The sequence below is a fragment of the Paracoccus actinidiae genome, from assembly GCF_030863885.1.
GTDB lineage: Bacteria > Pseudomonadota > Alphaproteobacteria > Rhodobacterales > Rhodobacteraceae > Paracoccus > Paracoccus everestensis.
On sequence record NZ_CP132956.1, the window covers coordinates 1,025,345 to 1,051,113 of the forward strand.

Annotated in this window: 21 protein-coding genes and 2 pseudogenes; 15 read left to right on the forward strand and 8 right to left on the reverse strand. The window is 64.9% G+C overall.

Going from position 1 to position 25,769, the window contains the following annotated elements; translation table 11 throughout:
* Positions 1 to 87: 87 nt before the first annotated feature.
* The 11 genes and pseudogenes from Q5701_RS05220 (at position 88) to Q5701_RS05270 (ending at position 9,431) form a co-directional block, all read left to right on the forward strand.
* Positions 88 to 1,176 carry a catalase family protein gene (locus tag Q5701_RS05220; RefSeq protein WP_306754146.1) on the forward strand — a complete coding sequence of 363 codons (1,089 nt, stop codon included), beginning with the start codon at positions 88 to 90 and terminating at the stop codon, positions 1,174 to 1,176.
* On the forward strand, positions 1,173 to 3,431 hold the full coding sequence (locus Q5701_RS05225) for an FdhF/YdeP family oxidoreductase (protein ID WP_306754147.1): 2,259 nt from the start codon (positions 1,173 to 1,175) through the stop codon (positions 3,429 to 3,431). Before Q5701_RS05220 ends, Q5701_RS05225 begins: the two co-directional genes overlap by 4 nt.
* 89 nt (positions 3,432 to 3,520) lie before the next feature.
* On the forward strand, positions 3,521 to 3,769 hold the full coding sequence (locus tag Q5701_RS05230; protein ID WP_306754149.1) for a WGR domain-containing protein: 249 nt from the start codon (positions 3,521 to 3,523) through the stop codon (positions 3,767 to 3,769).
* A gap of 110 nt (positions 3,770 to 3,879) precedes the next feature.
* Positions 3,880 to 4,895: pseudogene (locus Q5701_RS05235) on the forward strand (IS30 family transposase).
* Positions 4,856 to 5,059 (forward strand): annotated as a pseudogene (locus Q5701_RS05240) (transposase); the annotation flags it as partial. The pseudogenes Q5701_RS05235 and Q5701_RS05240, both read left to right, overlap by 40 nt.
* Before the next feature lie 288 nt (positions 5,060 to 5,347).
* Positions 5,348 to 6,283: a manganese catalase family protein gene (locus Q5701_RS05245; protein WP_306754150.1), complete on the forward strand. Its 936-nt coding sequence runs from the start codon at positions 5,348 to 5,350 to the stop codon at positions 6,281 to 6,283.
* A 49-nt stretch (positions 6,284 to 6,332) separates the two neighbouring features.
* On the forward strand, positions 6,333 to 6,950 hold the full coding sequence (locus Q5701_RS05250) for an SRPBCC family protein (protein ID WP_306754151.1): 618 nt from the start codon (positions 6,333 to 6,335) through the stop codon (positions 6,948 to 6,950).
* The gene (locus Q5701_RS05255) at positions 6,950 to 8,149 is read left to right on the forward strand and encodes a zinc-dependent alcohol dehydrogenase (protein ID WP_306754154.1); all 1,200 of its coding nucleotides are present in this window, start codon (positions 6,950 to 6,952) and stop codon (positions 8,147 to 8,149) included. Before Q5701_RS05250 ends, Q5701_RS05255 begins: the two co-directional genes overlap by 1 nt.
* A 3-nt stretch (positions 8,150 to 8,152) precedes the next feature.
* Positions 8,153 to 8,353, forward strand: coding sequence for a hypothetical protein (locus tag Q5701_RS05260; protein WP_306754155.1), 201 nt, complete (start codon positions 8,153 to 8,155; stop codon positions 8,351 to 8,353).
* Between the two features lie 123 nt (positions 8,354 to 8,476).
* Positions 8,477 to 8,974 (forward strand): hypothetical protein, encoded by a 498-nt coding sequence (locus tag Q5701_RS05265; protein WP_306754156.1) that lies wholly within the window; start codon positions 8,477 to 8,479, stop codon positions 8,972 to 8,974.
* A 10-nt stretch (positions 8,975 to 8,984) separates the two neighbouring features.
* Positions 8,985 to 9,431: a DUF421 domain-containing protein gene (locus tag Q5701_RS05270; protein ID WP_306754157.1), complete on the forward strand. Its 447-nt coding sequence runs from the start codon at positions 8,985 to 8,987 to the stop codon at positions 9,429 to 9,431.
* 14 nt (positions 9,432 to 9,445) lie between these two features.
* Here the strand turns inward: Q5701_RS05270 and Q5701_RS05275 are convergent, their stop codons facing one another.
* Complete coding sequence (locus Q5701_RS05275; RefSeq protein WP_306754158.1) at positions 9,446 to 9,625, reverse strand: DUF3606 domain-containing protein; 180 nt, start codon at positions 9,623 to 9,625, stop codon at positions 9,446 to 9,448.
* Positions 9,626 to 9,801: 176 nt separating this feature from the next.
* Here Q5701_RS05275 and Q5701_RS05280 point away from each other — a divergent pair, with 176 nt between their 5' ends.
* The 3 genes from Q5701_RS05280 to ku (Q5701_RS05290) are packed head-to-tail and all read left to right on the forward strand — an operon-like array spanning position 9,802 to position 12,132.
* A complete protein-coding gene (locus Q5701_RS05280) occupies positions 9,802 to 10,311 on the forward strand; it encodes a ferritin-like domain-containing protein (RefSeq protein ID WP_306754159.1) in 510 nt (169 codons plus the stop codon).
* Positions 10,312 to 10,338: 27 nt separating this feature from the next.
* On the forward strand, positions 10,339 to 11,268 hold the full coding sequence (locus Q5701_RS05285) for an NAD(P)/FAD-dependent oxidoreductase (protein WP_306754160.1): 930 nt from the start codon (positions 10,339 to 10,341) through the stop codon (positions 11,266 to 11,268).
* Between the two features lie 57 nt (positions 11,269 to 11,325).
* Positions 11,326 to 12,132: a non-homologous end joining protein Ku gene (ku, locus tag Q5701_RS05290; RefSeq protein ID WP_306754161.1), complete on the forward strand. Its 807-nt coding sequence runs from the start codon at positions 11,326 to 11,328 to the stop codon at positions 12,130 to 12,132.
* On the opposite strand, the gene ligD is transcribed toward ku (Q5701_RS05290), so the two are convergent.
* The 7 genes from ligD to Q5701_RS05325 form a co-directional block, all read right to left on the reverse strand.
* Positions 12,133 to 14,649 (reverse strand): DNA ligase D, encoded by a 2,517-nt coding sequence (ligD, locus tag Q5701_RS05295; RefSeq protein WP_306754162.1) that lies wholly within the window; start codon positions 14,647 to 14,649, stop codon positions 12,133 to 12,135.
* Positions 14,650 to 14,652: 3 nt separating this feature from the next.
* Positions 14,653 to 15,528, reverse strand: a complete 876-nt coding sequence (gene ku / locus Q5701_RS05300; RefSeq protein ID WP_306754164.1) for a non-homologous end joining protein Ku — start codon at positions 15,526 to 15,528, stop codon at positions 14,653 to 14,655.
* A 64-nt stretch (positions 15,529 to 15,592) separates the two neighbouring features.
* Positions 15,593 to 17,875 carry a glycosyltransferase family 4 protein gene (locus tag Q5701_RS05305; RefSeq protein WP_306754165.1) on the reverse strand — a complete coding sequence of 761 codons (2,283 nt, stop codon included), beginning with the start codon at positions 17,873 to 17,875 and terminating at the stop codon, positions 15,593 to 15,595.
* On the reverse strand, positions 17,872 to 18,972 hold the full coding sequence (locus Q5701_RS05310; protein ID WP_306754166.1) for a zinc-dependent alcohol dehydrogenase: 1,101 nt from the start codon (positions 18,970 to 18,972) through the stop codon (positions 17,872 to 17,874). Before Q5701_RS05310 ends, Q5701_RS05305 begins: the two co-directional genes overlap by 4 nt.
* Positions 18,962 to 21,040 carry a glycosyltransferase gene (locus Q5701_RS05315; RefSeq protein WP_306754167.1) on the reverse strand — a complete coding sequence of 693 codons (2,079 nt, stop codon included), beginning with the start codon at positions 21,038 to 21,040 and terminating at the stop codon, positions 18,962 to 18,964. Before Q5701_RS05315 ends, Q5701_RS05310 begins: the two co-directional genes overlap by 11 nt.
* Positions 21,041 to 21,065: 25 nt before the next feature.
* A complete protein-coding gene (glf, locus tag Q5701_RS05320) occupies positions 21,066 to 23,399 on the reverse strand; it encodes a UDP-galactopyranose mutase (RefSeq protein ID WP_306754169.1) in 2,334 nt (777 codons plus the stop codon).
* The gene (locus Q5701_RS05325) at positions 23,396 to 24,376 is read right to left on the reverse strand and encodes a glycosyltransferase (RefSeq protein WP_306754171.1); all 981 of its coding nucleotides are present in this window, start codon (positions 24,374 to 24,376) and stop codon (positions 23,396 to 23,398) included. Before Q5701_RS05325 ends, glf begins: the two co-directional genes overlap by 4 nt.
* A 347-nt stretch (positions 24,377 to 24,723) precedes the next feature.
* Between Q5701_RS05325 and Q5701_RS05330 the strand changes: the two genes are divergently transcribed.
* The gene (locus Q5701_RS05330; RefSeq protein ID WP_306754172.1) at positions 24,724 to 25,713 is read left to right on the forward strand and encodes a quinone oxidoreductase family protein; all 990 of its coding nucleotides are present in this window, start codon (positions 24,724 to 24,726) and stop codon (positions 25,711 to 25,713) included.
* The last annotated feature ends 56 nt before the right edge of the window (positions 25,714 to 25,769 follow it).

Consider the following 25,769-nt stretch of genomic DNA (forward strand, 5'->3'; position numbering starts at 1 on the left):
CCCTCGCGGCGGGTTGATCCGGGGGCACGGAACGGATCGGTCCCTGCGGCGGTTGACCCCTGCCACGCCAGCCACAGCAAGGGGCCGATGATGCAGCCAGCCGTCCGCTTTTCCTCTGATGTCGAAACCCCCGCCCCGGACGAGACGCAGGTGATCCGCGATCTTTGCGACACCTTGCACGACATCATGGAAACCACGTCGCGCGATTACGGCCATGCCGTTCGGGCGGTCCATGCGAAAAGCCACGGCATCATCCGGGGGGAACTGGAAATCCTGCCGGATCTGCCTGCGGAACTGGCGCAAGGTATCTTTGCGCATCCGGGGCGGCACCCGGCGATCATCCGCATTTCGACCAATCCCGGCGACCTGCTGCACGACTCCATCTCAGTCCCGCGCGGTCTGGCGCTGAAGATCCTGGGGGTCGAGGGCGAGCGGCTGGAAGGCGCGGAAGGGCAGACCCAGGATTTCATCTTCGTCAACGGCCCGGTCTTTACCACGCCCGACCCGGCGGCCTTCCTGAAGAACCTCAGGCTGCTGGCCAAGACGACGGACCGGGCCGAGTGGGGGAAGCGCGGGCTGTCGGCGGTGTTGCGCGGGGCGGAAAAGGCCCTGGAAACGCTTGGCGGCGAAAGCGCGACCTTGCAGACCTTGGGCGGTGCGCCGAACGTGCATCCGCTGGGAGAAACCTATTTCACCCAGACCGCCTTCCGCTTTGGCGATCATATCGCCAAGCTGTCGCTGGAACCTGCCTCGGACAGCCTGACCCGCCATGCCGGCCAGGTCATCGACACCAAGGGCCGCCCCGATGCCATCCGCGAAACGGTGGGGGCCGATATGCGGGCCGGCGATGCCGTCTGGAACCTGCGGGTGCAACTGTGCCGCGACCTGGACAGGATGCCGGTCGAGGATCCGTCGGTGCTGTGGGACGAAGCCCTGTCCCCCTTTGTCACCGTGGCCCGGCTGCACGCCTTTGCCCAGGCGGGGTGGTCCAAGGATGCGGCGGAACTGGTCGATGACCATATGCGCTTTTCCGTCTGGACCGGCATCGAGGCGCACCGGCCCTTGGGCGCGATCAACCGTGCGCGGCAAGAGCCGTATCGCGTGTCGTCGCAATTCCGTGCCGACTTCAACCGCTGCCCGATCCATGAGCTCTCCAGCCACGAGCCCATGACGTGACCCAGGAACGGGACCAGGATCCGACCACCACCCATTACGACCATCCGACCGGGGGCTGGGGGTCGCTGAAAAGCGTTCTGGGTCACGCCACGCAGAACCGGATCCGGCTGGGCGTCCTGGATACGCTGCGCCGGCAGAACAAGCCCGGCGGGTATATGTGCTCATCCTGCGCCTGGGCCAAGCCGCCGTCCCCCCACTTGGCCGAGTTCTGCGAGAACGGCGCCAAGGCCACCATCTGGGATCTGACGCCCAAGCGCTGCGGGCCGGATTTCTTTGCCAAACATACGCTGACGGAACTGCGCAACTGGTGCGATCACGACTTGGAGGCGGCGGGCCGCCTGACCCATCCCCTGCGCTATGACCCGGCCAGCGACCGTTACGTCCGCGCCACCTGGGGACAGGCCTTCACGGCCATCGGTCAGGCGTTGCAGGGGCTGGATCCGAAATCGACGGTCTTCTATGCCTCGGGCAAGGCCAGCTTAGAGGCATCTTATCTTTATGCCTTGTTCGCGCGGCTTTACGGCCACAACAACCTGCCCGACAGCTCCAATATGTGCCACGAGACGACCAGCGTCGCGCTGCAGCGCACCATCGGCGCGCCGGTCGGCACCTGCGTGCTGGAGGATTTCGAACATTGCGACCTGATGCTGTTCTTTGGCCAGAACACCGGGTCGAACAGCCCGCGTTTCCTGCACCCCATCCAGCAGGCGGTCAAGCGCGGCTGCAAGATCGTGACCTTCAACCCGGTGCGCGAACGCGGCCTGGTCGAATTCATGAACCCCCAGAATCCGGCGGAAATGCTGACGGGCCGCGCGACCCCGATTTCCGACCTGTATCTGCAGCTGCGTCCCGGCGGCGACATTGCGGCCACCGCGGGCATCTGCAAGCACCTGTTCGACCGGGGCGCCCTGGACCGCGATTTCATTGCGCAGCATTGCCACGACTTCGAGGCGTTCGAGGCATGGGTCCGCGATCTGTCCTGGGACCGTATCGAGGCCACCTGTGGCCTGCCGCGGACCGACCTGATCGAGGTGGCGGAACTCTATGCCCGGTCGAAACGCGTGATTGGCGTCTACGGCATGGGGCTGACCCAGCACGTCCATGGCGGCGACAGCGTGGGGATGCTGATCAACCTGCTGCTGATGGGCGGCAATATCGGGCGCAAGGGCGCGGGCATCTGCCCGGTGCGCGGCCATTCCAACGTCCAGGGCCAGCGGACAGTGGGCATCGCCGAAAAGCCCGAGCTGGTGCCGCTGGACCGGCTGGCCCGGATGTTCGACTTTGATCCGCCGCGCGACACCGGCATGACCACGGTCAAGGTGGTCGAGGGACTGATCGACGGCAGCGTCCGGGGCTTTGTCAGCCTGGGCGGCAATTTCGGCCGGGCGATCCCCGATCTGGCGCGCGCGGAACCCGCCTGGGCGGGGCTTGATCTGAACGTGCAGATCGCCACGCGCCTGAACCGCACGCATGTCCTGGCCGGCAAGGGCGCATGGCTTTTGCCCTGCTTGGTACGGGCCGAACGCGACCGGCAGAAATCCGGTCCGCAGACGGTCACGATGGAAGACAGCCTCAGCCATATCCACGGCTCCATCGGCAGGCGCCCCCCCGCGTCGCGGCACCTGATGTCGGAAACCGCCATTGTCGCGGGCATCGCCAAGGCCACGCTGCCGCCCAATCCTCGTGTCAAATGGGACGAATGGGCGGCCGACTATGCCCGCATCCGCGACCTGATCGGGGCCACCTATCCCGACCAGTTCGCCGATTTCAACGACCGCATGACGGAACCCGGCGGCTTTTACCGCGGCAACTCGGCCCGCGAACGCGACTGGAAAACCGACAGCGGCAAGGCCGAATTCACCTTGCCCGCCGACCTGTCCGCGCTTGGCGGCGATCCGGTGGACGGCGCCTTCACCCTGGTCACGCTGCGGTCGAACGACCAGTTCAACACCACGGTCTATGGATTTTCCGACCGGCTGCGGGGACTGTCGGGCGACCGGATGATCGTCCTGATCTCTCGGGGTGACATGGCGCGCGCGGGCCTGACCGAAGGACAGCGCGTGGCCCTGGTCACCGCGGTCGATGACGGTGTGACGCGCCGGGTCGAGGGGCTGACCGTCACCCCTTACGACCTGCCCGCAGGCTGCATCGCCGCCTATTACCCCGAGGCGAACCCCCTGGTGCCCGTGTCCCTGCACGACCGGGCATCGAAGACCCCGGCCTACAAGGGGGTTCCCGTGCGGATCGAGGCCTAGGACGATCCATCACGGTCCTGAATCAACAGGGGCGATCCGATTCTCAATTATCATTGGATTTTTGCAGATTTCGGGCAGACACTGGTATTATGACACAGGAACCATGCAGCGTGCTTCTGGAACGCCATGATCCCGCCCGGAACATGGCGCGCTTTTACCGGATCGAAATCTCGCAGGACTTGTTCGGCGGCGTCGTGCTGATCCGCAACTGGGGCCGCAGCGGACGGCACGGCCAGGAACGACGCCAATGGTTTGCAGACCTGCCCGATGCCCAGCAGGAACAACAGGTTTGGCTGCGCCGCAAACTGCGCCGCGGCTATGGGTTCGACGCCATCTGAGATTATTGCTCCATAATTCGGCTTATTATGGAAGTTGGTGTTTGATGAGTGGATTCACAAACGAAGTGAAAATGCCAAGATAATACAGGTATTTGCATCGAGGTTGGCGAATGGCTTCCCCCGACCTACACCTGAGCTTTGAAGAACGTCGAAAGATTGCCAAATGGCGCGAAGGCAAGATGCCGGTGCCGGAAATCGCAGATCGGCTCTCGCGCGCGCTATCGACAATCTACCGGGAGCTGAAGCGGAACACGTATCGGGACGCCGAACTTCCGCAGTATAGCGGCTACTATGCGGTGACGGCCCAGGACAAGTACGAGCGCCGCCGTGGGGTTCACCGGAAGCTGGTCGCCCACCCGGAGGTGAAGGCAGCGGTCGAGGATGCGCTCAAGGCGGTTGGTCTCCGGAACAGATTGCTGGCCGGATGCGGCTTGAGCAGCACCGCATCTGCGTCAGCCATGAAACGATCTACCGCTTCGCCTATTCGAAGCTTGGCCTCGAGGAAGCGTTCTATCGCCACCTGCCCGAGCATCGCAGGCGCCGCAGGCCGCGAAACCACCGACGACATCAGCGTAGTCACATCCAGGACAGCCAGAGCTTGTGTCACCGGCCTGCGGTTGTTGCCGAGCGCCAGCAGTTCGGCCATTGGGAGTGCGATCTGATGATGTTCCGCAAGGAAAACGGCAAGGTGAATGTCACCTCGCTGGTCGAGCGGGTCAGCCGGTTCACCGTTGTCATGCGCAATGAGGATCGCCACTCCGAGCCGATCATGGAAGCGCTGATCGCGGGGCTCGCGCCCTTGCCCGCCGAAGCGCGTCAGTCGATTACCTTTGATCGCGGCACCGAGTTCTCTGCCTGGCAACCACTGAAGGATGGGATCGGCGCCACCAGCTGGTTCTGCGATCCGCAGGCACCGTGGCAAAAGGGAACGGTCGAGAACACGAATGGCAGGCTGAGAAAGCACCTGCCCCGCTCAACTGAACCGACGGCTCTGACAAATCGATATTTGAGGTCGATTTGCCAGAGCCTCAATTCCACGCCTCGTAAATGTCTGGGCTACCGGACACCCGCAGAGGTCTTCGAAAATGGCAAAAGGGAACGGTTGAGAACACGAATGGCAGGCTGAGAAAGCACCTGCCCCGCTCAACTAAACCGACGGCTCTGACAAATCGATATTTGAGGTCGATTTGCCAGAGCCTCAATTCCACGCCTCGTAAATGTCTGGGCTACCGGACACCCGCAGAGGTCTTCGAAAGCAACCTGATGGCCATCAGAAACACACTGGAGTAGAAGAAAAACAAGCATTTGCGCTTCGGCGTGAGTTCACAGATCCTGGCGACAAGAACTCGCGCCGCCACCACTTACGACGGAGTGGCCGTAAAAACCACGACCCGGCAGGGGCGAAAGGACAGGTCGTTCGCAGGCGAGGCGTCCAGCATCCGTTGCAAAAGCCATGCAGCCAACCCGGCGAAAACGCGCCTTGACGGGAAGCCTTAATGTTTATTGTTGCCGGCATGGGGGAACGCTTTGGCAAAGTTCGGGGTTCTCAAGCGCACCCCTTACCCCCGGAGAACCCAGATGTTCCTGCGTGTCGATAAGCTGCAAGTCGAACTTCCTGCCCCCAAGCGACAAGATCCGAACGCCGGCGCCGCCTTGCAGGAACTACTTGGCGGCAAGTATGGCGAGATGTCCACGCTGGGCAACTATATGTTCCAAAGCTTCAATTTCCGCAGCAAAAGCAAGCTTCGCCCGTTCTACAGCCTGGTCGCTTCGATCACGGCCGAGGAACTGGGCCATGTCGAGCTGGTCAGCAATGGCGTGGCCATGCTGAACAACGGCCCGGACGTGCCCGGCGGGGACGAGGCCTTTGGCGGCGATATTTCCAACGCGCCGTTCGAGTCGATGAAGGACATCCGTTCGGCCGCCTCGTTCTATAGCCATGCGGGGGGCGCGGTTCCGGTCAACTCGAACTCGATGTCCTGGAACGCGGACATGGTGACGACCACCGGCAACGTGATCGTGGATCTTCTGCACAACTTCCACCTGGAATGCGGGGCGCGGCTGCACAAGCTGCGGGTCTATGAATCGCTGACCGACGCCAACATCACCGGGCGCGAGGTGTGCGGATACCTGCTGGTGCGCGGGTCGGTCCATGCCCATGCCTATGCCCTGGCGCTGAAAAAGGTCACCGGCGTCGATCTGGACAAGTTCCTGCCCACGCCGAACATCCCGCTGGGCAATATCCCGGAATGCCAGAAGTACCTGGCCGAGGGCTCGCATCGCCGCCTTTATACCTTCAGCCCCAATGACTACAAGGAAATGCGCGGCATCTGGGGCGGCGGCGGGGAAACTGCCCTGCCCGACGATCCTCCGGGCGAACTGGAAGTGGTGGACGGCCTGCCCGATGGCGGCAAGATCCATGACCTGACGGGCGTTCCTTCGGCCTTTACCCCCGACTATGCGCCCGAGGAAATGTTCGAGATCGCGTCCAAGCTGTACCAGAAGTCGCGCTGATCATCCATCGCGGCGGCCTTGTTGGCGGCCGCTTCCCGAAGGAGGCCCGATGCCCCGCCGTTCCCAGGACCTGCCCCTTGCAGCCACCGTTCTTGCACTGTCGATCGGTGCGGGCCTGGCCGTCGGCGCCGCGATGAAATCCACGCCCCGGCATCCGCCCGACAGCGCACCGGGGCGCACGGCGCGGCGGTCCCATTTCGGCGGCTATCAGATCGCCGGGCGCACCGTGACGATCAAGGCGCCGCGCGCCGAGATATACCGGATGTGGCGCGACCCCAGCCACCTGACCGATTTCATGGAAGGCTTGGCGGCGGTTCAGGTCAGCGGCGACACCGTGACCTGGCTTGTTGATACCCCTGACGGCCATGTTCCGATCGAGACGCGCCTGGTCGAGGACCGTCAGGACGAGGCCCTAGCCTGGCGGTCGGTCGAAGGCGCCGATATCCAGATCGAGGCCAAGATCCAGTTGCGCGACGCCCCCGCCGGACGCGGGACCGAGGTCGAGGCCCATGTCGCCTGGCGTCCGCAGGGCGGGATCGTCGGCCACTGGGCCGCCACCCTGCGCGGCACGGATCCGATGATCCGGGGCAAGCAGGATCTGAAGCGGCTCAAGATGCTGCTGGAGACCGGCGAGATTGCCACCTCGGCCAATCGAAAGGCAGACTGATGCGCGCATTGACCTGGCACGGCAAGTATGACGTTCGCGTCGATACCGTCCCCGATCCCCAGATCGTCAACCCGCGCGACGCCATCATCCAGGTGACGGCGACCGCGATCTGCGGATCCGACCTGCATCTGTATGACGGCGTGATCCCCGGCCTGCGTCCGGGCGACATCCTGGGCCATGAATTCATGGGCCGCGTGGTGGAAACCGGGCCGAAATCGACGCTGAAAAAGGGCGACCGGGTGGTGGTGCCCTTTACCATTTCCTGCGGGGCGTGCTTTTTCTGCACGCAGCAGCAATTCTCGGCTTGCGACAACTCGAACCCGGTGGAAAAGCAGGAAGCGTCCGAACTGCTTTATGGTCACGCCATGAGCGGGCTTTTCGGATATTCCCACCTGACCGGCGGCTATCCGGGCGGACAGGCGGAATATGTGCGGGTGCCGTTTTCCGATGTCGGTCCCATCGTGGTCCCGGACGGAGTATCCGACGAACAGGTGCTGTTTCTGTCCGACATCCTGCCCACGGGCTGGATGGCCGCGGAAAACGCCGATATCCAGGACGGCGACACAGTGGCGGTCTGGGGATGCGGGCCGGTCGGGCTGTTCGCGATCCAGTCGGCGCTGCTGATGGGCGCCCGTCAGGTCATCGCCATCGACCATTATCCCGGACGGCTGGCCCTGGCGCGCAAGCTGGGCGCAAAGGTCATCGACTATACCCAGACCCATGTGCTGGAAGCCCTGATGGAAATGACCGGCGGCATCGGCCCGGATGCGGTGATCGATGCCGTGGGCATGGAAAGCCACGGCTTTGCCCCCGACAGCATCATGGACGCCATGAAGCAACGGATCGGCGTGGGCGCCGACAATGCCCATGCCCTGCGCATGGCGCTGACGGCGGTGCGCAAGGGGGGTCGGGTGTCCATTCCCGGCGTTTATGGCGGCATGGCCGACAAGTTTCCGCTGGGCGCACTGATGCAGAAGGGGTTGCAGATCCGCACCGGCCAGACCCATGTCCAGAAATACACCCGCCAGCTGCTGCACCGTATTCTCGAAGGCGAGATCGACACGACCTTCCTGATTTCTCACCGGTTGTCGCTGGAAGACGCGCCGACGGGTTACAGGAACTTTCACGGCAAGCAGGACGAATGGACCAAGGTGGTCCTGACGCCGGGGGGCGTGTCCACCCCCGATGGGATGAATTGAGCCATGTCCACCACCGAAGACGGCGACAAGAAGACCGAGGGCGGCGCCCTGGACCGATCCGCAGGGGCTGCGGGCGAGCCGTCGGACACCGATTATGTCCGCGCCACGGCACCCGTGCGCAACAGGTTGGCCTGGCAGGTGCTGATATGGCCGCTTGCCATGGTCCTGCTGGTGATCGGGGGCGCAATCTGGGCCTTGTCCTGAAGGGGAAGGCCGCCGGGACCATGCAACCCCGTCCATGATCCATTTGGGAACCGGAACCCCTTGGCCGGCCTTTTGCTTGCATAAGCAAGCGGTTGGGGCAGGGCCATGGGCCAGGATTCACGATTGGACATTCCGCCGGTCCGGCCGGACGGGCTGCAGCTGGCCGAGCCGCGCGACCGTCAGCGCCGGTACTGGCAGGTGCAACGGATCGCATGGTGGGGTTTCGGGGTCGTCATGCTGCTGGCGGTGCTGGGGCTGACCGGCAGCGGCGGGTTCTTTCACAAACAGACCATCGACTTTGCCGCAGCCACCGTCGAAGTTCCGCGCATTTCGCGGTGGGAAGGATCGGACGATATGTCCGTCACCTTCACCCGTCCGGCGGAAAACCACGAAATCATCATGACGCAGCCCTTCTTCGACCGCTTCATGATCGAACGCATCCAGCCCGAACCCGACAGCAACACCCTGCATCCGGGGGCGCAGGCCATGACCTTTCCTGCCGCCGATGCCCCGCCCCATCATGTGAAGTTCGACATTCGCGCCATGCATTTCGGCTGGACCGGCTTCGCCATGACCATCGAGGGCGAAACGCGCCAGATCAACCTTCTTGTCCTGCCCTGAGGAAGACATCATGGATTCGGTCATTCGCGGCATTTCCATTTATGCAGTCCTGCTGATCGCAACCCGGCTGTCGGGCCGCCGCGCGATGGCGCAGATGACGCCGTTCGATTTTGTGCTGCTGCTGATCATCGCCGAAACGACGCAACAGGCGCTGCTGGGCGACGACTTTTCCATCAGCAACGCGGTCGTTCTGATCCTGACACTGTTTGCGACGGATGTGGTTCTGGCCTGGCTGAAAGGCTGGTCGCCCCGGGTCGCATCCATCCTGGACGGCAATCCCACCGTGCTGATCAGCCAGGGCAAGATCGACGCCGAGGCCATGGGACGCGCCCGCGTCAGCATCGAGGACGTGCTGGAATCCGCCCGCGAGCAGCACGGGCTGAAGGGCCTGGCCGACATCGACGCCGCCGTGCTGGAGGTCAGCGGCGGCATCAGCATCATTCCCAGGGCACAGTGACGCCGCCGGACCCTTCAGTCATTCAGCTTGCGTTCGACCTTGTCGCGGCTGTTGCCTTCGGACTTGACCGCCTCGCGCACCTTGTCCTTGGATACGTCCATCTTTTCCGCCTCATAGCGGACTTCGTGGTCCTGGCCTCCCGCGACCTTGCGGCGGTCCTGGGCGCGGCCCTGATCCTTGCGTTCCGTGGCCATGGGTTTTCTCCTTCCCGGTAATTGGCGCCAGATCAACGCCAACTGTTCCATTGCGTTTCCATCTGCCGGGATGCAGTTAACCTTTGTTCGCCCCTTCTGTTGGAACGGATGGGGGCGGGATTGGTTCTTCTGGTTCAAGCCGCCCGACCGGCCAGATTCACCAAAGGACGTAGATCATGACAAACGCTGCCTATGACGTGTTCATCGACGGATTGCGAAACGCCCATGCCATGGAGAAACAGGCGCTTTCGATCATGCAGCCGCAACTGAACCGGCTGGAACATTATCCCCAGGTGTCCGCCCTGCTGGATCGCCACATCCGCGAAACCGAAGCCCAGATTCAACGCATCGACCAGATTTTCGAAACGCTGAACGAATCCTCATCGGGACTGAAGGACACGATGCTGTCGCTCAGCGGGTCGATGGCGGCAATGACGCATTCCATGGCCACCGACGAGATCCTGAAGAACTCGCTGGCGAACTTTGCCTTCGAACACTTCGAGATCGCGGCCTATACCGCGCTGCTGACTGCAGCCCAGGAAGCCAATGTCACCCAGGCCATTCCGCTGCTGGAACAGAACCTCCAGGAAGAAGTGGCGATGGCCTCCGCCATTCATGACGGGCTGCCGGACGTGGTGCGCCAGTACATCACCCTGTCGGCCAGCGATCAGCGCGCCGATATCTGACCCTTGCCCCCCACAGGATTGCCCCCGATGACATCGGATGTCTTTGACTGCGCCATCATCGGCGGCGGCCCTGCGGGCCTGACGGCCGCGATCTATCTGGCCCGCTTTCACCGCAGCGTCGTGGTGATCGACGGGGGCGACAGCCGGGCGTCCTGGATCCCCCGGTCCCACAACCACCCCGGCTATCCCGAGGGCATCCATGGCAACGACCTGCTGGCCCGGATGCGCAAGCAGTTGAACAATTTCGGCGCTGTCGTGATCGCGACCCCCGCGACGGGGATCAAGGCCCTGCCGGATGACGGCGGCTTTCGCATCCATGCCGGGCAGGATGTCGTGGCACGCCACCTGATCCTGGCCACCGGGATCCGCGACCGCCTGCCCCCCATCGACAATGCCCTGGACCATGTCCGCGAGGGCTTGATCCGCCAATGTCCCGTTTGCGATGCTTACGAACTCACCGGTAAGCCGGTCGGCGTGATCGGCACCGCTGCCTGTGCCGCGGGCGAGGCGCTGTTCCTGCGTCATTACACGTCTGACGTGACGCTGCTGACCCTGGGCGGGGAACTGGACCTGCCCGACCGGGTGATGGCAAAGCTGGACAAGGCCGGGATCGCGATCCTTCACGACAAGGCCCGGGATTGGGATTTTGGCTCCGATGGCGTGGATGTTGACCTGGCCGACGGGACCAGCCATCGCTTTGCCGCTGTTTATTCCGGGTTGGGCAACGATCCGCGCAATGACCTGGCCGTCGCTCTGGGCCTCAAGCTGGATGATGACGGCCGCATCCTGACGGACGCGCATCAGCAAACCTCGGTCCCTGGGGTGTTCGCTGCGGGGGATGTCGTGACCGGCCTGAACCAGATCGCCGTCGCCATGGCACAGGGAGAGATCGCGGCGACCCACATCCACAACCTGTTGCGCGTCCAGGAAGACCGCTGTGTTCCCGACACCTTGTAAGGGCGGAACAAACGTCGCCTGCGGCCGTTTGATTTCGCCCCTGCAAGGATCCCGGCCATGGCACCGCGCACGTTCTGGAAAGGCTATCTGAAACTGTCCCTGGTGACGTGCCCCGTGACGCTGATGCCCGCCACGACCGAAGGCGAGAAGGTCCGCTTTCATACGCTGAACGCCGACACCGGCAACCGCGTCGTCAGCCAGTATGTCGATTCCGTCACCGAAAAGCCGGTGCGCGAGGATGACGAGGTCAAGGGCTATCAGCGTGGCGAGGACGACTATGTCATGCTGGAGGACGCCGAGATCGAGGCCGTGGCCCTGGACAGCACCCGCACCATCGACATCGACATGTTCGTGCCCGACCATTCCATTGGCTGGGTGTGGTACGACCGCCCTCATTTCCTGCTGCCGGGGGACGAGGTGGGACAAGAGGCATTCGCCGTGATCCGCGACGCCATGGCGGCCACCGGGACCGTGGGGATTTCGCGCGTGGTGATGTATCGGCGCGAACGCGCGGTGATGCTGAAGCCGCGCGGCAAGGGGATCGTGCTGTGGACCCTGCGCTACGGCGACGAGGTGCGCGACGACGACGATTACTTCGACAAGCTGTCCTCGAACAAGCCCGAGGCCAAGCTGCTGACCCTGCTGCGCAAGCTGATCGACGAACGCACGACGCCCTGGGATTCCGCCATGGTGGACGATCCCGTCCAGGCGCGTCTTCTGGACATCATCGCCGCCAAGAAAAAGGGCAAGAAGCGCGTGGCGCGGGCCAAGGCACCCAAGCCCGAGACGCAGGACAATGTCATCGACATCATGGCCGCGCTGAAGAAAAGCATCCAGGCCGAGGGAAGCCGCCGCAGCCGCTGATCAGCCCTTGCGCTTGCGGGGGGCCTTGGACTCCAGCGGCGTGGCTGCCGCGCGGAAATCCTCCCATGGGTCACGGGCCAGGGCGTCCAGCCGGGCGGGCGTGTTCATCACCGTGAAATAATCCGGGGTGATCTGATCCAGTTCGTCCCAGGCGACGGGCATCGACACGGCGGCGCCGGGGCGCGCGCGGGTGGAATAGGCGGCCACTGCCGTCATGCCGCGCTGATTGCGCAAATAGTCGATGAGGATGCGGCCCTTGCGCTTCGACTTGGCGACGGTCGCGACATAGGCATCGGGCGCGTCCGCCGCCATCGCCTCGGCCAAGGCCTTGGTGAAGGCCTTGACGGCGGGCCAGTCGGCCTTGGGCTTCAGCGGCGCCACGACGTGCAGCCCCTTGCCGCCCGAGGTCTTGACGAAAGCCGCAAGCTCCGCGTCCGACAGGCGCTGACGAACCTCGGCCGCGCCTGCGATCACGGCGTCCCAGGTCACGTCCTCGCCCGGGTCCAGGTCCATGGTGATGGTATCGGGGCGCTCCCAGTCGGCCACGGTGGTGCCCCAGGGATGGATTTCCAGCACCGCCGACTGGACCAGGGCCATCAGCCCGTCCAGATCGTTGATGCCGACCATTGGTTCCTCGGCCTTGTTCCGGGGATCCTGGACCAGGGCGATATGCTTGCTGATCCCCTTCCAGGCGTGCTTTTGAAAGAACCTTTGCCCGTTTATTCCGCTGGGGCAGCGCAACAGGGCCAGCGGCCGTCCAACAATGAAAGGCGCGATCCGGGTCCAGACCTGGGCATGGTAATCGGCCAGGCCTTCCTTGGTGATGCCTTCGTCGGGCCAATAGATGCGGTCGGGATGGGTCAGGGCGACGCGGCGTTTCTGCGCCTTGGGCGCGGCCTTGGATGCGGCCTTTTCGGGGCCGCTTTCGCGCACCACATCGGTGGCGGGCTTGTCTTCCCGCAGCCCCCGGAACGACGCGTGGCGCAGCAGGCCATCGGCCGTCCAGGCGCGGAATTCCACCTCGGCTACTAGGTCGGGGCGCACGAAGCGGACGCCGCGCGCCTCGTCCGAGGTCAGCTTGCCCGCAAAGGGGCTTTTGTCGATGCGCAATTCGTCCAACTTGTCGCGCAACTGCTGGGCGACCGTGGCAGAAAAGCCGGTGCCGACCCGTCCCACATAATCCAGCTTGCCATTGTCATAGACGCCCAGGGCCAGGGAACCGACCAGCTTGTCCGACGTGGTGGACGGCACAAAGCCCGCCACCACGAATTCCTGCCGGGCCGAACATTTCGACTTGATCCATGTCTTGCCGCGCCCCGACCGATACGGCGCATCGGCCTCCTTGGAGATGATGCCTTCCAGGCTCAGGCGGCAGGCATGGCGCAGCACCATGGCGCCCGTCTCTCCGAAATGGTTGCTGTATCGCACCCGGCCCGGATCGGTCCCCACCAGATCTTCCAGCATCCCCTTGCGTTCGATCAGGGATGCGTCGCGCAGGTCATGGCCGTCCAGATACATCAGGTCGAAGACATAGAAGACGAAACGGTCGTTGCGCCCTTCCGACAGATCCGCCTGCAAGGCCGGAAAGTCCGAGGCCCCTGCCCCGGATTCGACCACCAGTTCCCCGTCGATGACAAAGGTGTCGGCAGGCAGGGCGCGCAGCGCATCGGTCACCTCGTTGCCGAAACGATGGGTCCAGTCCAACCCGCTGCGGGTCAGCAGGCGGACCTTTTGCCCTTCCAGACGCGCTTGCAGGCGATAGCCGTCGAACTTGACCTCGTGCAGCCATTTCGGCCCGGTGGGCGGTGCGGGTTTCAAGGTCGCCAGGGCCGGTTCGATGAAATCGGGCATCGGCGCCCGTTTCGCGCGTCCAGCGGGGGCGTCCTTGCTTTTGGCGCGGGATCGCTTGGCCTTGGGCTTGGCGGGTCTTGGCTTTTCATCGGACCCTTTCGCCACCTCCTCGACCGTGCGGCCGGTGGTCACGGATTCGGGCCGTTCCGTCAGGACGTCAGGCGCGTCGCCGGGCCGGGCGGCATCGTCGTCGGACTTGATCAACAGCCAGTTTTCCCGCGTCTCGCCGCGCTTGCCGCGCATTCGCACCAGATGCCAGCGGCCCGAGAGTTTCTCGCCCGTCAGTTCGAATTCCAGCTTTCCTTCGCCATAGCTGCCGCCGGCGGGCGTCCATGTCCCCCGGTCCCAGACAATCACCGCGCCCGCGCCATAGTTTCCCTTGGGGATAGTGCCTTCGAAGGTGCCATAGTCAAGCGGATGATCCTCGACATGGACGGCCAGGCGCTTTTCGCCCGCGACCAGGCTTGGCCCCTTAGTCACGGCCCAGCTTTTCAGAACGCCGTCCATTTCCAGCCGCAGGTCGTAATGCAGCCGGGTGGCCGCGTGCTTCTGGATCACGAAAGACCGGCCCGCCTTTCGCGCCTTGCGCCCACGCGGTTCCGCCGTCTGGGTAAAGTCGCGCTTGTCGTTATAGGTGGCAAGATCTGCCCCGGATGTCCCCGCCATGGCCTAGCCCGCCTTCTTGCTGCCCGATGTGCGCGACGGGGACTTTCGGGCGCCCCCGCTGCGCGGCTTGCCGGGCGCGGCGGAACGGCGCGGAGCCTTGCGCGCGCTCATGCTTGCGCTTTCTCGCAGGGCGGCCATCAGATCAACCGGCGCTTCGCGCTCGGGCTCGGGGCGCGGCTGGATTTTCTTGCCCTCGATCTTGGCGCGGACCAGATCGGCCAGGGCGGTTTCGTAACGGTCGTCGAAATCCCGGGGATCGAACTTGCCGCGCTTGGTCTTGATGATGTGCTGGGCCAGATCCAGCATCTCGCCCTCGATGCGCACATCCGGGATATCTGCAAAGACCTCGTCGGCGTCGCGCACCTCATAGTCGAAGTTCAGCGTCGTCGCGATCAGCCCGCAGTCATGGGCGCGGATCAGCACCGTCCTGACGCGGCGGAACAGGACCGTCTGCGCCAGGGCCGCGACCTTCTTGCTGCGCATCCCTTCGCGGATCAGGGCGAATGCCTCGGCGGCGCTGTCGTCGGCGGGCACCAGGTAATAGGGCTTGTCGAAATACAGGTCGTCGATGTCGTTGCAGCCGATGAAATCGGTCACGGACAGGGTCTTGTCGCTGTCGGGCACCGCCGCCGCGACCTCGTCGGGATCCAGCACGACATATTCACCCGACGCAATCTCGTATCCCTTGACCTGATCCTCGCGGTCCACAGGCTTGCCTGTGTCGCTGTCCACGAAAACGCGGCGCAGGCGGTTTCCGGTCTTGCGGTTCAGCGTGTGAAAGGCGATCCGATCCGAGGTCGAGGCCGCGGTATAAAGCGCCACCGGGCAGCTGACCTCTCCGACCTTGAGGAAACCTTTCCAGTTCGCCCTGGCTGCCATGGCCCGATCCCTTCCGGTGACTGGATCCGAAACGGCTGGCTGCACCCTCGGGTTCCCGCAGCGGTCATTCCAGGCCCTTGTTTCGGACGGTGATTTCACGCGCTAGGTTCGGCTCGACCGTGCGGCTGCCGGAATGGGGATCGTGGCCCAGCAACCCGTTGGGACACAGCCGGTCGTCATCCCAGCCGGGATGGTCCGCGACAGGGTAAAGGCAGATCCCCTCGACCCGGACGCCGCGCCTGCGGGCGCGTGCGACCTCGTTGCGGATATAGGCGAACCAGGATGCGCGGCGCGCCCCCTCGGTCCCCGTTTCGGCGATCATCAGGGGGCGGTCGTAACGGGCCGCGACCTCGACCAGCAGGTCGGACAGGGGGCGATACCAGGGGTGGTCCATGTCGATGGGCGAACCGCCATGGATCCATTGGTTGTTCCAGTAATAGTTGACGCCGACGATATCCAGAAAGGACGGATCGCCGCCAAGCTGCGGCCACATCCGGCCCATGATCAGCTCGAATGCCTGGAACTGCGCGTCGTGATAGCCATGCGCTTCCCACAAGGGGCGCCCGTTCTGCGGATCGTGATGGATCGCCAGCAGGGGTTCGGCATGGACAAACCGCGCGCGCGGATCGACGGCGCGCAATTCATGCATGGCCTCGATGGATGCCCGGGCCAACTGGCATTTCAGTTCATACCCGCGATGTTCCGCAAAGGGGTTGAGGTATCGGGCGTCGCCCGCCGCCCAGGCAAGGAAGCTGATCTCGTTCACCGGGCACCAGAAGGGCACGTCGTCGGACAGGTCGCGGTGATGTTGCGCAACCGTGCGGGCAAAGCGGGCAAAGCGGTCCACGAAAGCCGCGCCCCAGATGTCCAGGTCGTCGGGCCAGCCGTAATGCAGCAGATCCCAGACCACCTGCGTGCCCGTCTTGCGCGCGGCCTGCATCATCGGGGTCAGGCTGGACAGATCGTATCGGCCCGGTGCCGTTTCGATCAGATGCCAGCGGGCGCCGTCGCGGCAGGCGCGGATGCCCAGATCCCCCAGTTGCCGGTAATCCTGTTCGGCAAAGCGGTCATGGCCGATGGACGCGATCACGTCCAGACGCCGCCCGGATCGCAGGCGGTGGGTCGATGCCTCCCACCCGCCCAGGACGAAGCTGTCAAAGGTCGCGGGCGGGGGTGCGGGCCTGCGTTCCGCCAGCACCCGGTCGATCAGCGCGCGCCATTGCGGGACGACCACCCCGGCGGAAAAGCTGGCGCGGACATGATCGTGAAGGGCCGTTCCCAGCCGCCGGCGCAGGGCGGCATCGTGCAGCAGGCGTTCCATGGCATCGGCCACGGCAGCCGGATCCTCGTGGGGAACGAACAATCCGCTGATGCCGTCCCGGATTTGTTCGACCGATCCGTTGTCGGCGGTGGCGATGACCGGCAGGCCCGCCGCCCCGGCCTCGGCGATGACGTGGGGCATCCCCTCGCCGCGCGACAGCCAGCAAAAGATATCCATGGCCACCAGCAGGTCGGGCACATCCCTGCGGTCGCCGGTCCAGATGATCCGCCCGCCCAAGGGTTTGGCCATGCGGCGCAATTCATCCGCATATTCGGGCATGAAGGCATCGGGACCGCCGACGACCACAAAGCGGGCCTGGGGTGCCAAGGGGGCCACGCGCAGGGCGGCGGCGATGAAATCCTCGACCCGTTTCTTGCGATCCAGCCGTCCGACCCAGCCGATCAGCACCTCGTCCGGCGCGATGCCCAGGGAGGCGCGCACCGCGTCTCGTCGTTCGGGACGAAATTCGTCCAGATCGACCATCGAGGGGATTTCAACCGCGTCCCCGGGCCGATCCGGCATCCTCGATGCCGCCGCCGCGCGGATGCTGTCGCACACGCCGACATAGCGGGCGGTGAAATGCTTTGGTCCAGACAAAGCTTCGCGGACAAGCCCGCCATGTTCGATCAAGGGCGGGCGCAGGGCCATGCGTTCAAGCGCGGGATAGATGTCGGCCACGTCCTGGCAGGACACGACCACGTCGGCCCCCGCCAGCTTGCGGCGCAGATAGTCGATGGTGTCGTCGAATCCCAGGCCATAGGAGGTGGTATCGACTTGCACGCCCAGCTCGACCAGTTGGTCGTAGGTCTGGTTGGGCATTCCCTCCTTGTGGAAACAGGGAATGACGGTGATGCGATACCGGTCGCGCGGCAGGTTGCGGGCCAGCAGGCGGATTTCCGTTTCCTCGCCGCCGACGACCAGCCAGGCCATGACAAAGGTGATGCGGATCAAGGCGTGATCGGCATGGGGCAGCGGAAAGCTTTCCGGGGGGACGAACCCCCAGGCCAGGGCGTCATCCGCGCTCATGACGCGTCGAACACGATTTGCAGGAAATCGGGACGATCCGCGATCAGCCGGCGCAGGAAATCGGGGGCATCGTCATAGGGCACCACATGGGTGATCATGTGCCGGCGGATCCCCTCGCCCTCGGATGCCAGCAGGCGCAGGGTTTCCTGCGCCAGCCGCCGCTGGTCCCAGGCATGGGCCACCTGCCGGGGCATCCGGTTGATCTGGGCGCAGCGGATCGCCAGACCGTTGTGGTGGAACTCCTCGCCAAAGCGGGCGCCATCCATGCCGCCCTGGTAAAAGGCCAGGTCGATCACCGTTCCCTGCGGGCGCAAGGCCTGCAAGCAGCGGTTGAGGCTGTCGGACCGCGCGCGGGTCTGGAAGACATATTCCGCGCCCCGCCCCGCGGTCTTGTGGTGCCAGGCCGACTTTGCATATCGGACTGCCTCGTCCTCGCCCATGGCGGCAAAGCCCATCTTGCGGGCGATGTCCTGGCGAAAGGGCGAGGGATCCACCACGACGATTTCCGAGGCACCCCCCTGCCGCGCGAACAGCGCGCAGAACAGGCCGACCGTGCCGCCGCCCCAGACCAGCACCGGACGGCCCTCGACCCCCGCGCCAAGGAACGGGACAGCCGCGCCGAACTGGTCGGCATCGGCGTGCAGGATGCCGTTCGCGGCAATCGGTCCCATCTGCGCCACGAAGATCCCCAGGATCGGGTCCATCCCTGCGGGCAGCTTCAGCAGCAGGTCATGAGCCGGGTTCGCGGTATGGCCGGTCTTGTGGCCAAAGGTGGTTCCCACCACATCGCCATTGGCAAATCCCGGCGCGCGGGCATCGATGACCTTTGCCACCTCCATATAGCCCATGAAGTTGACGGGGAAATGCGCCGACGGCTCTCCGGGAATGAACAGGCCCTGCCAGTCGTCCCAGCGGCTGTGCAGGTAAGGGTTGCTGCCCTTCAGAAAGGTCAGTTCGGTCCCCGCAGACAGGCCGGTATACATAAGATCCAGCCGCACCTGGCCGTCGCCCGCCGGGCCTTCGTCATAGCCGAAGAAATAGGGCTCGTGCGGACGCTCGATCCCCAGCGACCGGATGTGGCGATGCTCATGCGGCATGGTGGGAACCCGGCGCAGAGGCTTGACAAAAGATGGGCTGCGGGTCAGCCCGCAGCCCCTCCATCTTCACAAGGGCGCCGTCGCGGGCGGACTGGCTGACCGCAAGCGCGACGCGATGGGTCAGCAATGCCTCGGAATAAGGGCAGCGGATGCGGTTTTCGCGGCCCTGCACGGCCTCGATGAAATCGCGGTCCTCTCGCCAGACGGGATCGCCCTGGGCATGGCGCACGGGACGGCCCTGCCCCACATCGACCATCAGGTCATGGTCGGTGATCTCCATCGCCATGCCGTCGGCAAAGACGTGCAGGCCGACGCGGTGGTTCCATCGCAGCAAGCAGGTGGCCGACAGGTTGGCAATCGCGCCGCTGGCGAAGCGCAGCGTGGCGGCGGTGGCGGTGGGCACGGTAAGGCCTTGGAAATCGTCGCGGTCGCGGCGGGCGGACATTCCGAACACCTCGGTCACGTCGCCTGCCAGGAACCGAGCGGCGTCGATCACATGGGTCGCCTGTTCGACCACCTGACCGCCGCTCTGGTCCTGGTTCCACCACCATTGCGGGGGCGGCGTCTGGTCCAGCCAGAAGCCCTGGATCAGATGGGGGGCGTTCCGCGCCAAATGCGCCCGCGCCTCGTCCATGGTATCCAGGTAGCGCCAATGGTATCCAACGGCGGTGATCAGCCCGGTGTCATTGACGGCGGTCGCGATCTCCTCGGCCAGGCCGATATCCAGCGAGATAGGCTTTTCCACGAAGAACGGCAGGCCCTTGGCGATGCAGGCCCGTTCGGGGGCGCCATGGGCAAAGGGCGGCACGCAGATAAAGACGGCATCCAGTTCCTCGACCGCCAGCATCGCCTCGTGGTCGGCATAGGCTACCGCGCCCGTCTCTCGCGCCGCATCCGCCGCACGGGTCTGGTCGGGATCGCACAGCGAGGCGATATGGACATCCTCCATGGTGCGCAACACGCCGAAATGGCGATGCGCGATCCCGCCCGCGCCGATGAATCCCAGCCTTGTCTTTTGCATTCCATCCTCGTTTCGCTGCCGCAGCACGCGGCGGTAAATCTGCATCGTATCCGCCGCCATGCGGGCGGCCGTGAAATGCCGGGTCCAGCGGTCGCGCCCCTTGCGCGCCACGATGGCCCGGCCTGCCGTGTCGGTCAACGCCCGCGCCAAGGCATCGGCCAAAGGGCGCGACCGGCGGGGCGGCACCAGCCAGGGATGATCCGGTCCCAGGGCCTCGACCGATCCGGCGACATCCGTGGCCACCACGGGCAGGCCGACGGACATCGCTTCCAACAGGACCAGCGGCAGGCCTTCGAACCCGGACGGCAGGACCAGCAGGTCGGATGCGGCCATCAACGCGGGCACGTCGTCGCGCCGGCCCAGGACACGAACCGCATCGGCCATGCCAAGGCGCATGGCCCAGCGGTTCAGGCAGGGATTGTCCGGGCCGGGACCGGCCAGGTCCAGCCGTGCGGGTATGCCTTGCCGATGCAGGCGGGCCAAGGCCACCAGCAACGTGCGGTGCAGTTTCTGCGGGGCAAAGCGGCCCACGCACAACAGCCGCATTCCATCGCCGCCGCCATGCTGCGCGGCAAGGGGCGCGGTGCCGTTGGGCACGGCATGGACCGGAACATGGGGGCGCTTCATGCCGTCCAAGGCGGTGCGCCAGCCCTGGCCCGCCGCCTGCGAAACCGCGATAACCGCATCCACAACGCGGCTGGACCGGGCATAGGCCGCGATCTGACCGGCATCGGTCAGCAGCCAGGGCAGATGTTCGGTGCGGATGACGGCCCTGCCCGCCTTGGCCGCCGCCGCAACCAGGCCATGGCCTTCCCAGCCGATGCCTGCGTGGACATGAACAATGCCGGTCCCGCTGGCACGGACAAAGGCCTCGGCTTGGTCCGGGTCGAAGACCTGCGCGCACAGCCCCATGGCCGCCGCGCGCGCGGCCAGGGCCCGGCCTGCCGGATGGTCGGGAAAGGCCAGCGTTGCCATGCTTGGCGGCAGGGAAGCCGCCAGGGTCAGCATATGTTCGCCCACTCCCGACGGCTCGGGGCTGTCTGTCATCAAAAGGCAGCGCATCAGGCGGCGTTCATCCCAGGGGGACCATTGCCGCAACGCCCGCCTGCCGCACAGTCAGCCGCCGATGGATCGCAAGGGCCTGCCCCACGACCTGATCCATGTTGTAATACCGATAGCTGCCCAAGCGGCCCGCAAAGATCACATTGGGTTCCGCAGCGGCAAGGGCGTCATAACGGCGGAACAGGTCGTGATTTTCAGGCCGGGGGATCGGGTAATAGGGATCGCCCTCGTCCGACGGATATTCATGGCTGATCGAGGTTCTGGCGTGCTTCTGCCCGGTCAAGTGCTTGTATTCGGTGATCCGGGTGTAGGGCACGTCCTCGGCCGGGAAATTCACCACGCCGACCGGCTGGAACTGGGCCTGGTCCAGCGTCTCGTGCCGGAATTGCAGGCTGCGGTAAGGCAGCGTGCCGAAACGGTGTCCGAAATAAGCGTCGATCGGGCCGGTATAAACGGTCAGCGCCCCCCGGTCGGCGGGTTCCAGGTCGTGGAAATCGGTGCCAAGCGCCAGTTCGATCCTTGGGTGATCCAGCATCCGTTCGAACATCCGGGTATAACCATCGCGCGGCATGGCCTGATGCTTGTCGGTAAAGTACCGGTCATCGGTATTGGTGCGCGTCGGCACCCGCGCCGTCACCGACTTGTCCAGTTGGGACGGATCCAGCCCCCATTGCTTGCGGGTATAGCCCTGGAAAAAGGTTTCATAAAGCTCGGTCCCGATGGCGTTCACCACCACGTCGCGCGACGTGCGGATGTCGCGGACCGGCTGCGCCTGGCGGGACAGGAAAGCCTCGGCTTCGGACTCGGACTGCATATCCAGGCCGTAAAGCGCGTTCAGCGTGGTGCGGTTGATGGGCATGGGCACGGACTGGTTGCCGACCCGCGCCAGAACGCGGTGTTCGTAAGGGCGCCATTCGGTGAAGCGGCCCAGCCAGTCGAACACATCGTCGCTGTTGGTGTGGAAGATATGCGGGCCATAGCGGTGGATCAGGATCCCTGCCGCATCCAGACAGTCGAAGGCATTGCCGGCGACATGGTTGCGCCGGTCGGCCACCAGAACGCGCTTGCCCGATACCTCGGCGAACTGGCGCGCCAGGACCGACCCGGCAAAGCCCGCCCCGCAGATCGTCACGTCGTACTTGCGCGCGCCGCGCCGGACCGGGGGGGCGGACAGGCTGACGACGACCTGCGGACCGCGCCGCTTGCGCGCCGCGCGGTCCAGATGCCCGCGCATATGCTGGAAAGTCTTGTCCCAACTGAGATCGGCCAACAGCCGGTCGGCATCGTCGCGCCATTGGGGCTGGCCCTTTGCCGCCAGTGCGGCCTCACAGGCGCGAACAAAGCCCGGGGCGTCGGCGGCAATCCGGACCGCCGCCAGATTGTCGTAGTGGCGAACCACGTCGCGCACCGGGGTGGACACGACCTGCACACCGCCTGCCAGGTATTCCGGGGTCTTGGTGGGCGATATGAAGCGCGTCGCCTCGTTCATGGCAAATGGCATCAGCGCCACGTCCCAACCCCCCAGATAGGCGGGCAGTTGGTCATAGCCGCGTTGCCCCAGCCAGTGGATGTTGGGCGCGCGGGGCAGATCGTCGGGTTCGATCTTGGCCAGGGGTCCGATCATCACGATCGACCATTCGGGATGCGCGCGCGCCAGTGCCGCGACCAGCCCCAGGTCCAGCCTTTCGTCGATCACGCCGTAATAGCCAAGGCGCGGTCCGGGCAGGGCCGCCTGGTCGGCGGGTTCCTGCGCCCTGGTCCGGGCGCGGGCGAAATGCGCGGTATCGACAGAGGAGGGAAAGGAATGGATGTTGCCATGCCGCCCGGCCTTTGCCTCGAAGATCGAGTGACCGCCGGTAAAGACCACGTCGGCGGCGCCCATCAGCGCATTCTCATTTGCCGCCAGATTCGGCGGAGCAAAGCGAAAGGCCGACAGTTCGTCCATGCAGTCGTACACCACCGCACTGGCATCGACATGGCGCGCGATGGGCCACATCATCGGCGTATAGAACCACAGGACCGGCCGCTGGATGCCTGCCAGGCCCATCATCTGGTCCAGCAGTTGCGGCAGGGCGCGGGCCTGATCCTCGGGGGACCAACGCGCCGGGATGCGCGGACGGATCGCCTGGACGGTGGTGCCCTCGAAGGCGTGGAATTCCAGGTAAGGCAGGTGGTGATCCGTGGGGATCGCCTCTTCCCAAAAGAACAGGCGGTATTCCTCGGCAAAGCGCGCCATCAGGTGCTGGGGGCGCTGACAAACGAAATCCCACCGCAGATGCGAAAAACAGATCAGCGCAGGCCGGATCGCAAGCGCAAGGGGGCTGACGGGGTTGGCATCGTTCATGGCACCATCCTTGCATCGAGGATTTCATTCAACGTCTTGCCCAGCAGGGCCATGCTGGGCTGCCAGCCCCAACGGGCCAGGGCCACGTCGCGCGTGTCGTATCGGGCGTAATCGCGCAGCAACCTGTCCAGGGCTTCCGCAAAATCGGCGCCTTCATGGGCGGCGATCCCGGTTTCCGGGGTGACGAACTGCAACCCGCAGGACAAACGGGCATTGGCCAGCACCGGCAGGCCCGCCAACTGGTATTCGGTCAGGATCGCGGGCGCGCCGTCGTCCTGGCCGCAAACGACGCCCACGCGGGCGCGGTTGATCTGGCGGTTCACCTCGTCATGGCTGACGCCCGGAGGACCGACGATTTCCAGATCCAGCCCTTCACGCGCGGCGCGTTCGCGGAATTCATCCGCCTGGTGGCCATAGCCCACCACCAGCAGCCCGCGCGTTCCGGGCCTGCGCGCCATGGCGTCGAACAGGATGTCGTGGCGCTTGTAGGGCTGGGCACAGGCGACATAAACCACGTCGCGGTCCTTGTCCGTGCCGGTCGGGAAAAAGGTCTGTCCCGATGCAAAGGCCGGTCCGATGGGCAGCACCAGGGTACGCGCACCAGGCACGCGGGCCTCGATTTCGCGCGACTGCCAGTCGGCGCCGGTCAGGAACAGGTCGAACCGGGCGGCCAGATCGTCGGAAATCCGCAAGGCGGGGGCGTCGATGGAGTTATAGATCTTCAGCGACGTCGCGCAGGCGTCCAGCAGCGCCCGGTCCACCCCCAGGCCCCAAACGCACAGGATGTCGGGCGCCCCCACCGTTCGGATGAAATCCAACGCCTCGGCGGATCCGTAAGGGGCGGGGCTGTCGGCACGGAACACGCGCCGGACCAAGGCCGGGTTGTCCGGATCGGGCATGCCGTCAGGGCGGCCCCTGTCACGGTCGGATTCGCCGTCGCGGCCGGCAAAGCTCCATATCTCGGCATGATCCATCATGCCGCTTGCAACCGCGGACAAGGGCAAACGTTCAAGATAGCCGCCGATCACATTGATGCTGCCCGATCGGACCCGTTCACCAGGCGGGGTGCCTGTTGTCCAGAAACCAGGATCTGAGGGGGATTGTGGAACGACGGGGGGGATCTGCGAACAAAAATCGGAAATCGCAGCAATCCAGCCCGGCATAATGGTCCACCTACGAAAGAAGCCTGTTCCAACGAACAAAGCTCACAAAGGGTTTCATTGATCTTTATTAAAGCCTTACTTCGGTCCCTTGAAGCTTGCGGAACAGGGATCGACGGCCCTGTCATTTCTCGCCACAGTTTGCCCCAACAAGGGGGGACACCATGACCACGCAGACGCAAGCCATCACGTTTTCGCAGTTCGGCGGGCCAGAGGTTCTGTCGCTGCAACCTGTTGCCCTGCCCGCACCAGGGCAGGGCGAAATCCAGTTGCGCCACCGGGCCGTAGGGCTGAACTTCATCGACATCTATCACCGCAAGGGAATTTTCGCAGCCCCCCTGCCCCTGCCCAGCGGCCTGGGGGTCGAAGGTGTGGGAACGGTGATCGCCACCGGCGACGGCGTCACGGGCTTTTCAACGGGCGACCGGGTTGCCTATGTCGGCGGGCCGCCGGGAGGCTATTCCGAAAGCCGCAACCTGCCTGCCGCCCGCGCGATCCGCGTGCCGGACGGCATTGACGACACCACGGCTGCGGCAATGATCTTCAAGGGCCTGACCGCCGAATACCTGATCCACCGCTGCATGGCCGTCCAGCAGGGCGACCCCGTGCTGTTCCATGCCGCGGCGGGCGGGGTCGGGTCCATCGCCTGCCAATGGCTGAAATCCATCGGCGCCGTTGTGATCGGCACGGTGGGATCGGATGCCAAGGCGGATACGGCCCGGCGCAACGGCTGCGATCATGTCATTGTTGCCGGAACCGAGGATATCGCCGACCGCGTCAGGCAGATCACCGGCGGCAAGGGGGTGCGGGTGGTCTATGACTCGGTCGGGGCCGATACCTTTGCGGCATCCCTGGATTGCCTGGCCCTGCGCGGCACCCTGGTCAGCTTTGGCGAAAGCTCCGGTCCGGTGCCGCCCCTGGCGGTCGGGTCGCTGGGGGCCAGGGGGTCGCTGTTCGTGACCCGCCCGTCCATCGCGCATTACACTGCGGATCGGGCGGAATACGAAGCGGCGGCGCAGCGGCTGTTCGCGGCCATGAGGGATGGAACGCTGGCGCCGCCGCAGGTGACACCCTATCCACTGGCCCAGGCGGCACGGGCGCAGGACGACATGGAAAACCGCCGCACCCAAGGATCGGTCGTGCTGCTGCCCTGACGGATCGACCTCATCTTGCCAGCTCGGCCCCCTGCCCGGTGGCCGGAACAGACCAC

Excerpts from the sequence above, each read along its gene's own strand:
- Q5701_RS05250 (WP_306754151.1), top strand. The coding sequence starts at position 6,333 with ATGCCCCGCCGTTCCCAGGACCTGCCCCTTGCAGCCACCGTTCTTGCA.
- Q5701_RS05305 (WP_306754165.1), bottom strand. The coding sequence starts at position 17,875 with ATGAGCGCGGATGACGCCCTGGCCTGGGGGTTCGTCCCCCCGGAAAGC.
- Q5701_RS05330 (WP_306754172.1), top strand. The coding sequence starts at position 24,724 with ATGACCACGCAGACGCAAGCCATCACGTTTTCGCAGTTCGGCGGGCCA.
- Q5701_RS05255 (WP_306754154.1), top strand. The coding sequence starts at position 6,950 with ATGCGCGCATTGACCTGGCACGGCAAGTATGACGTTCGCGTCGATACC.
- ku (WP_306754161.1), top strand. The coding sequence starts at position 11,326 with ATGGCACCGCGCACGTTCTGGAAAGGCTATCTGAAACTGTCCCTGGTG.
- Q5701_RS05325 (WP_306754171.1), bottom strand. The coding sequence starts at position 24,376 with ATGATGGATCATGCCGAGATATGGAGCTTTGCCGGCCGCGACGGCGAA.
- Q5701_RS05270 (WP_306754157.1), top strand. The coding sequence starts at position 8,985 with ATGGATTCGGTCATTCGCGGCATTTCCATTTATGCAGTCCTGCTGATC.
- ku (WP_306754164.1), bottom strand. The coding sequence starts at position 15,528 with ATGGCAGCCAGGGCGAACTGGAAAGGTTTCCTCAAGGTCGGAGAGGTC.
- Q5701_RS05245 (WP_306754150.1), top strand. The coding sequence starts at position 5,348 with ATGTTCCTGCGTGTCGATAAGCTGCAAGTCGAACTTCCTGCCCCCAAG.
- Q5701_RS05315 (WP_306754167.1), bottom strand. The coding sequence starts at position 21,040 with ATGACAGACAGCCCCGAGCCGTCGGGAGTGGGCGAACATATGCTGACC.
- Q5701_RS05220 (WP_306754146.1), top strand. The coding sequence starts at position 88 with ATGATGCAGCCAGCCGTCCGCTTTTCCTCTGATGTCGAAACCCCCGCC.
- Q5701_RS05285 (WP_306754160.1), top strand. The coding sequence starts at position 10,339 with ATGACATCGGATGTCTTTGACTGCGCCATCATCGGCGGCGGCCCTGCG.
- Q5701_RS05230 (WP_306754149.1), top strand. The coding sequence starts at position 3,521 with ATGACACAGGAACCATGCAGCGTGCTTCTGGAACGCCATGATCCCGCC.
- Q5701_RS05275 (WP_306754158.1), bottom strand. The coding sequence starts at position 9,625 with ATGGCCACGGAACGCAAGGATCAGGGCCGCGCCCAGGACCGCCGCAAG.
- Q5701_RS05310 (WP_306754166.1), bottom strand. The coding sequence starts at position 18,972 with ATGCCGCATGAGCATCGCCACATCCGGTCGCTGGGGATCGAGCGTCCG.
- Q5701_RS05280 (WP_306754159.1), top strand. The coding sequence starts at position 9,802 with ATGACAAACGCTGCCTATGACGTGTTCATCGACGGATTGCGAAACGCC.
- Q5701_RS05260 (WP_306754155.1), top strand. The coding sequence starts at position 8,153 with ATGTCCACCACCGAAGACGGCGACAAGAAGACCGAGGGCGGCGCCCTG.
- glf (WP_306754169.1), bottom strand. The coding sequence starts at position 23,399 with ATGAACGATGCCAACCCCGTCAGCCCCCTTGCGCTTGCGATCCGGCCT.
- ligD (WP_306754162.1), bottom strand. The coding sequence starts at position 14,649 with ATGGCGGGGACATCCGGGGCAGATCTTGCCACCTATAACGACAAGCGC.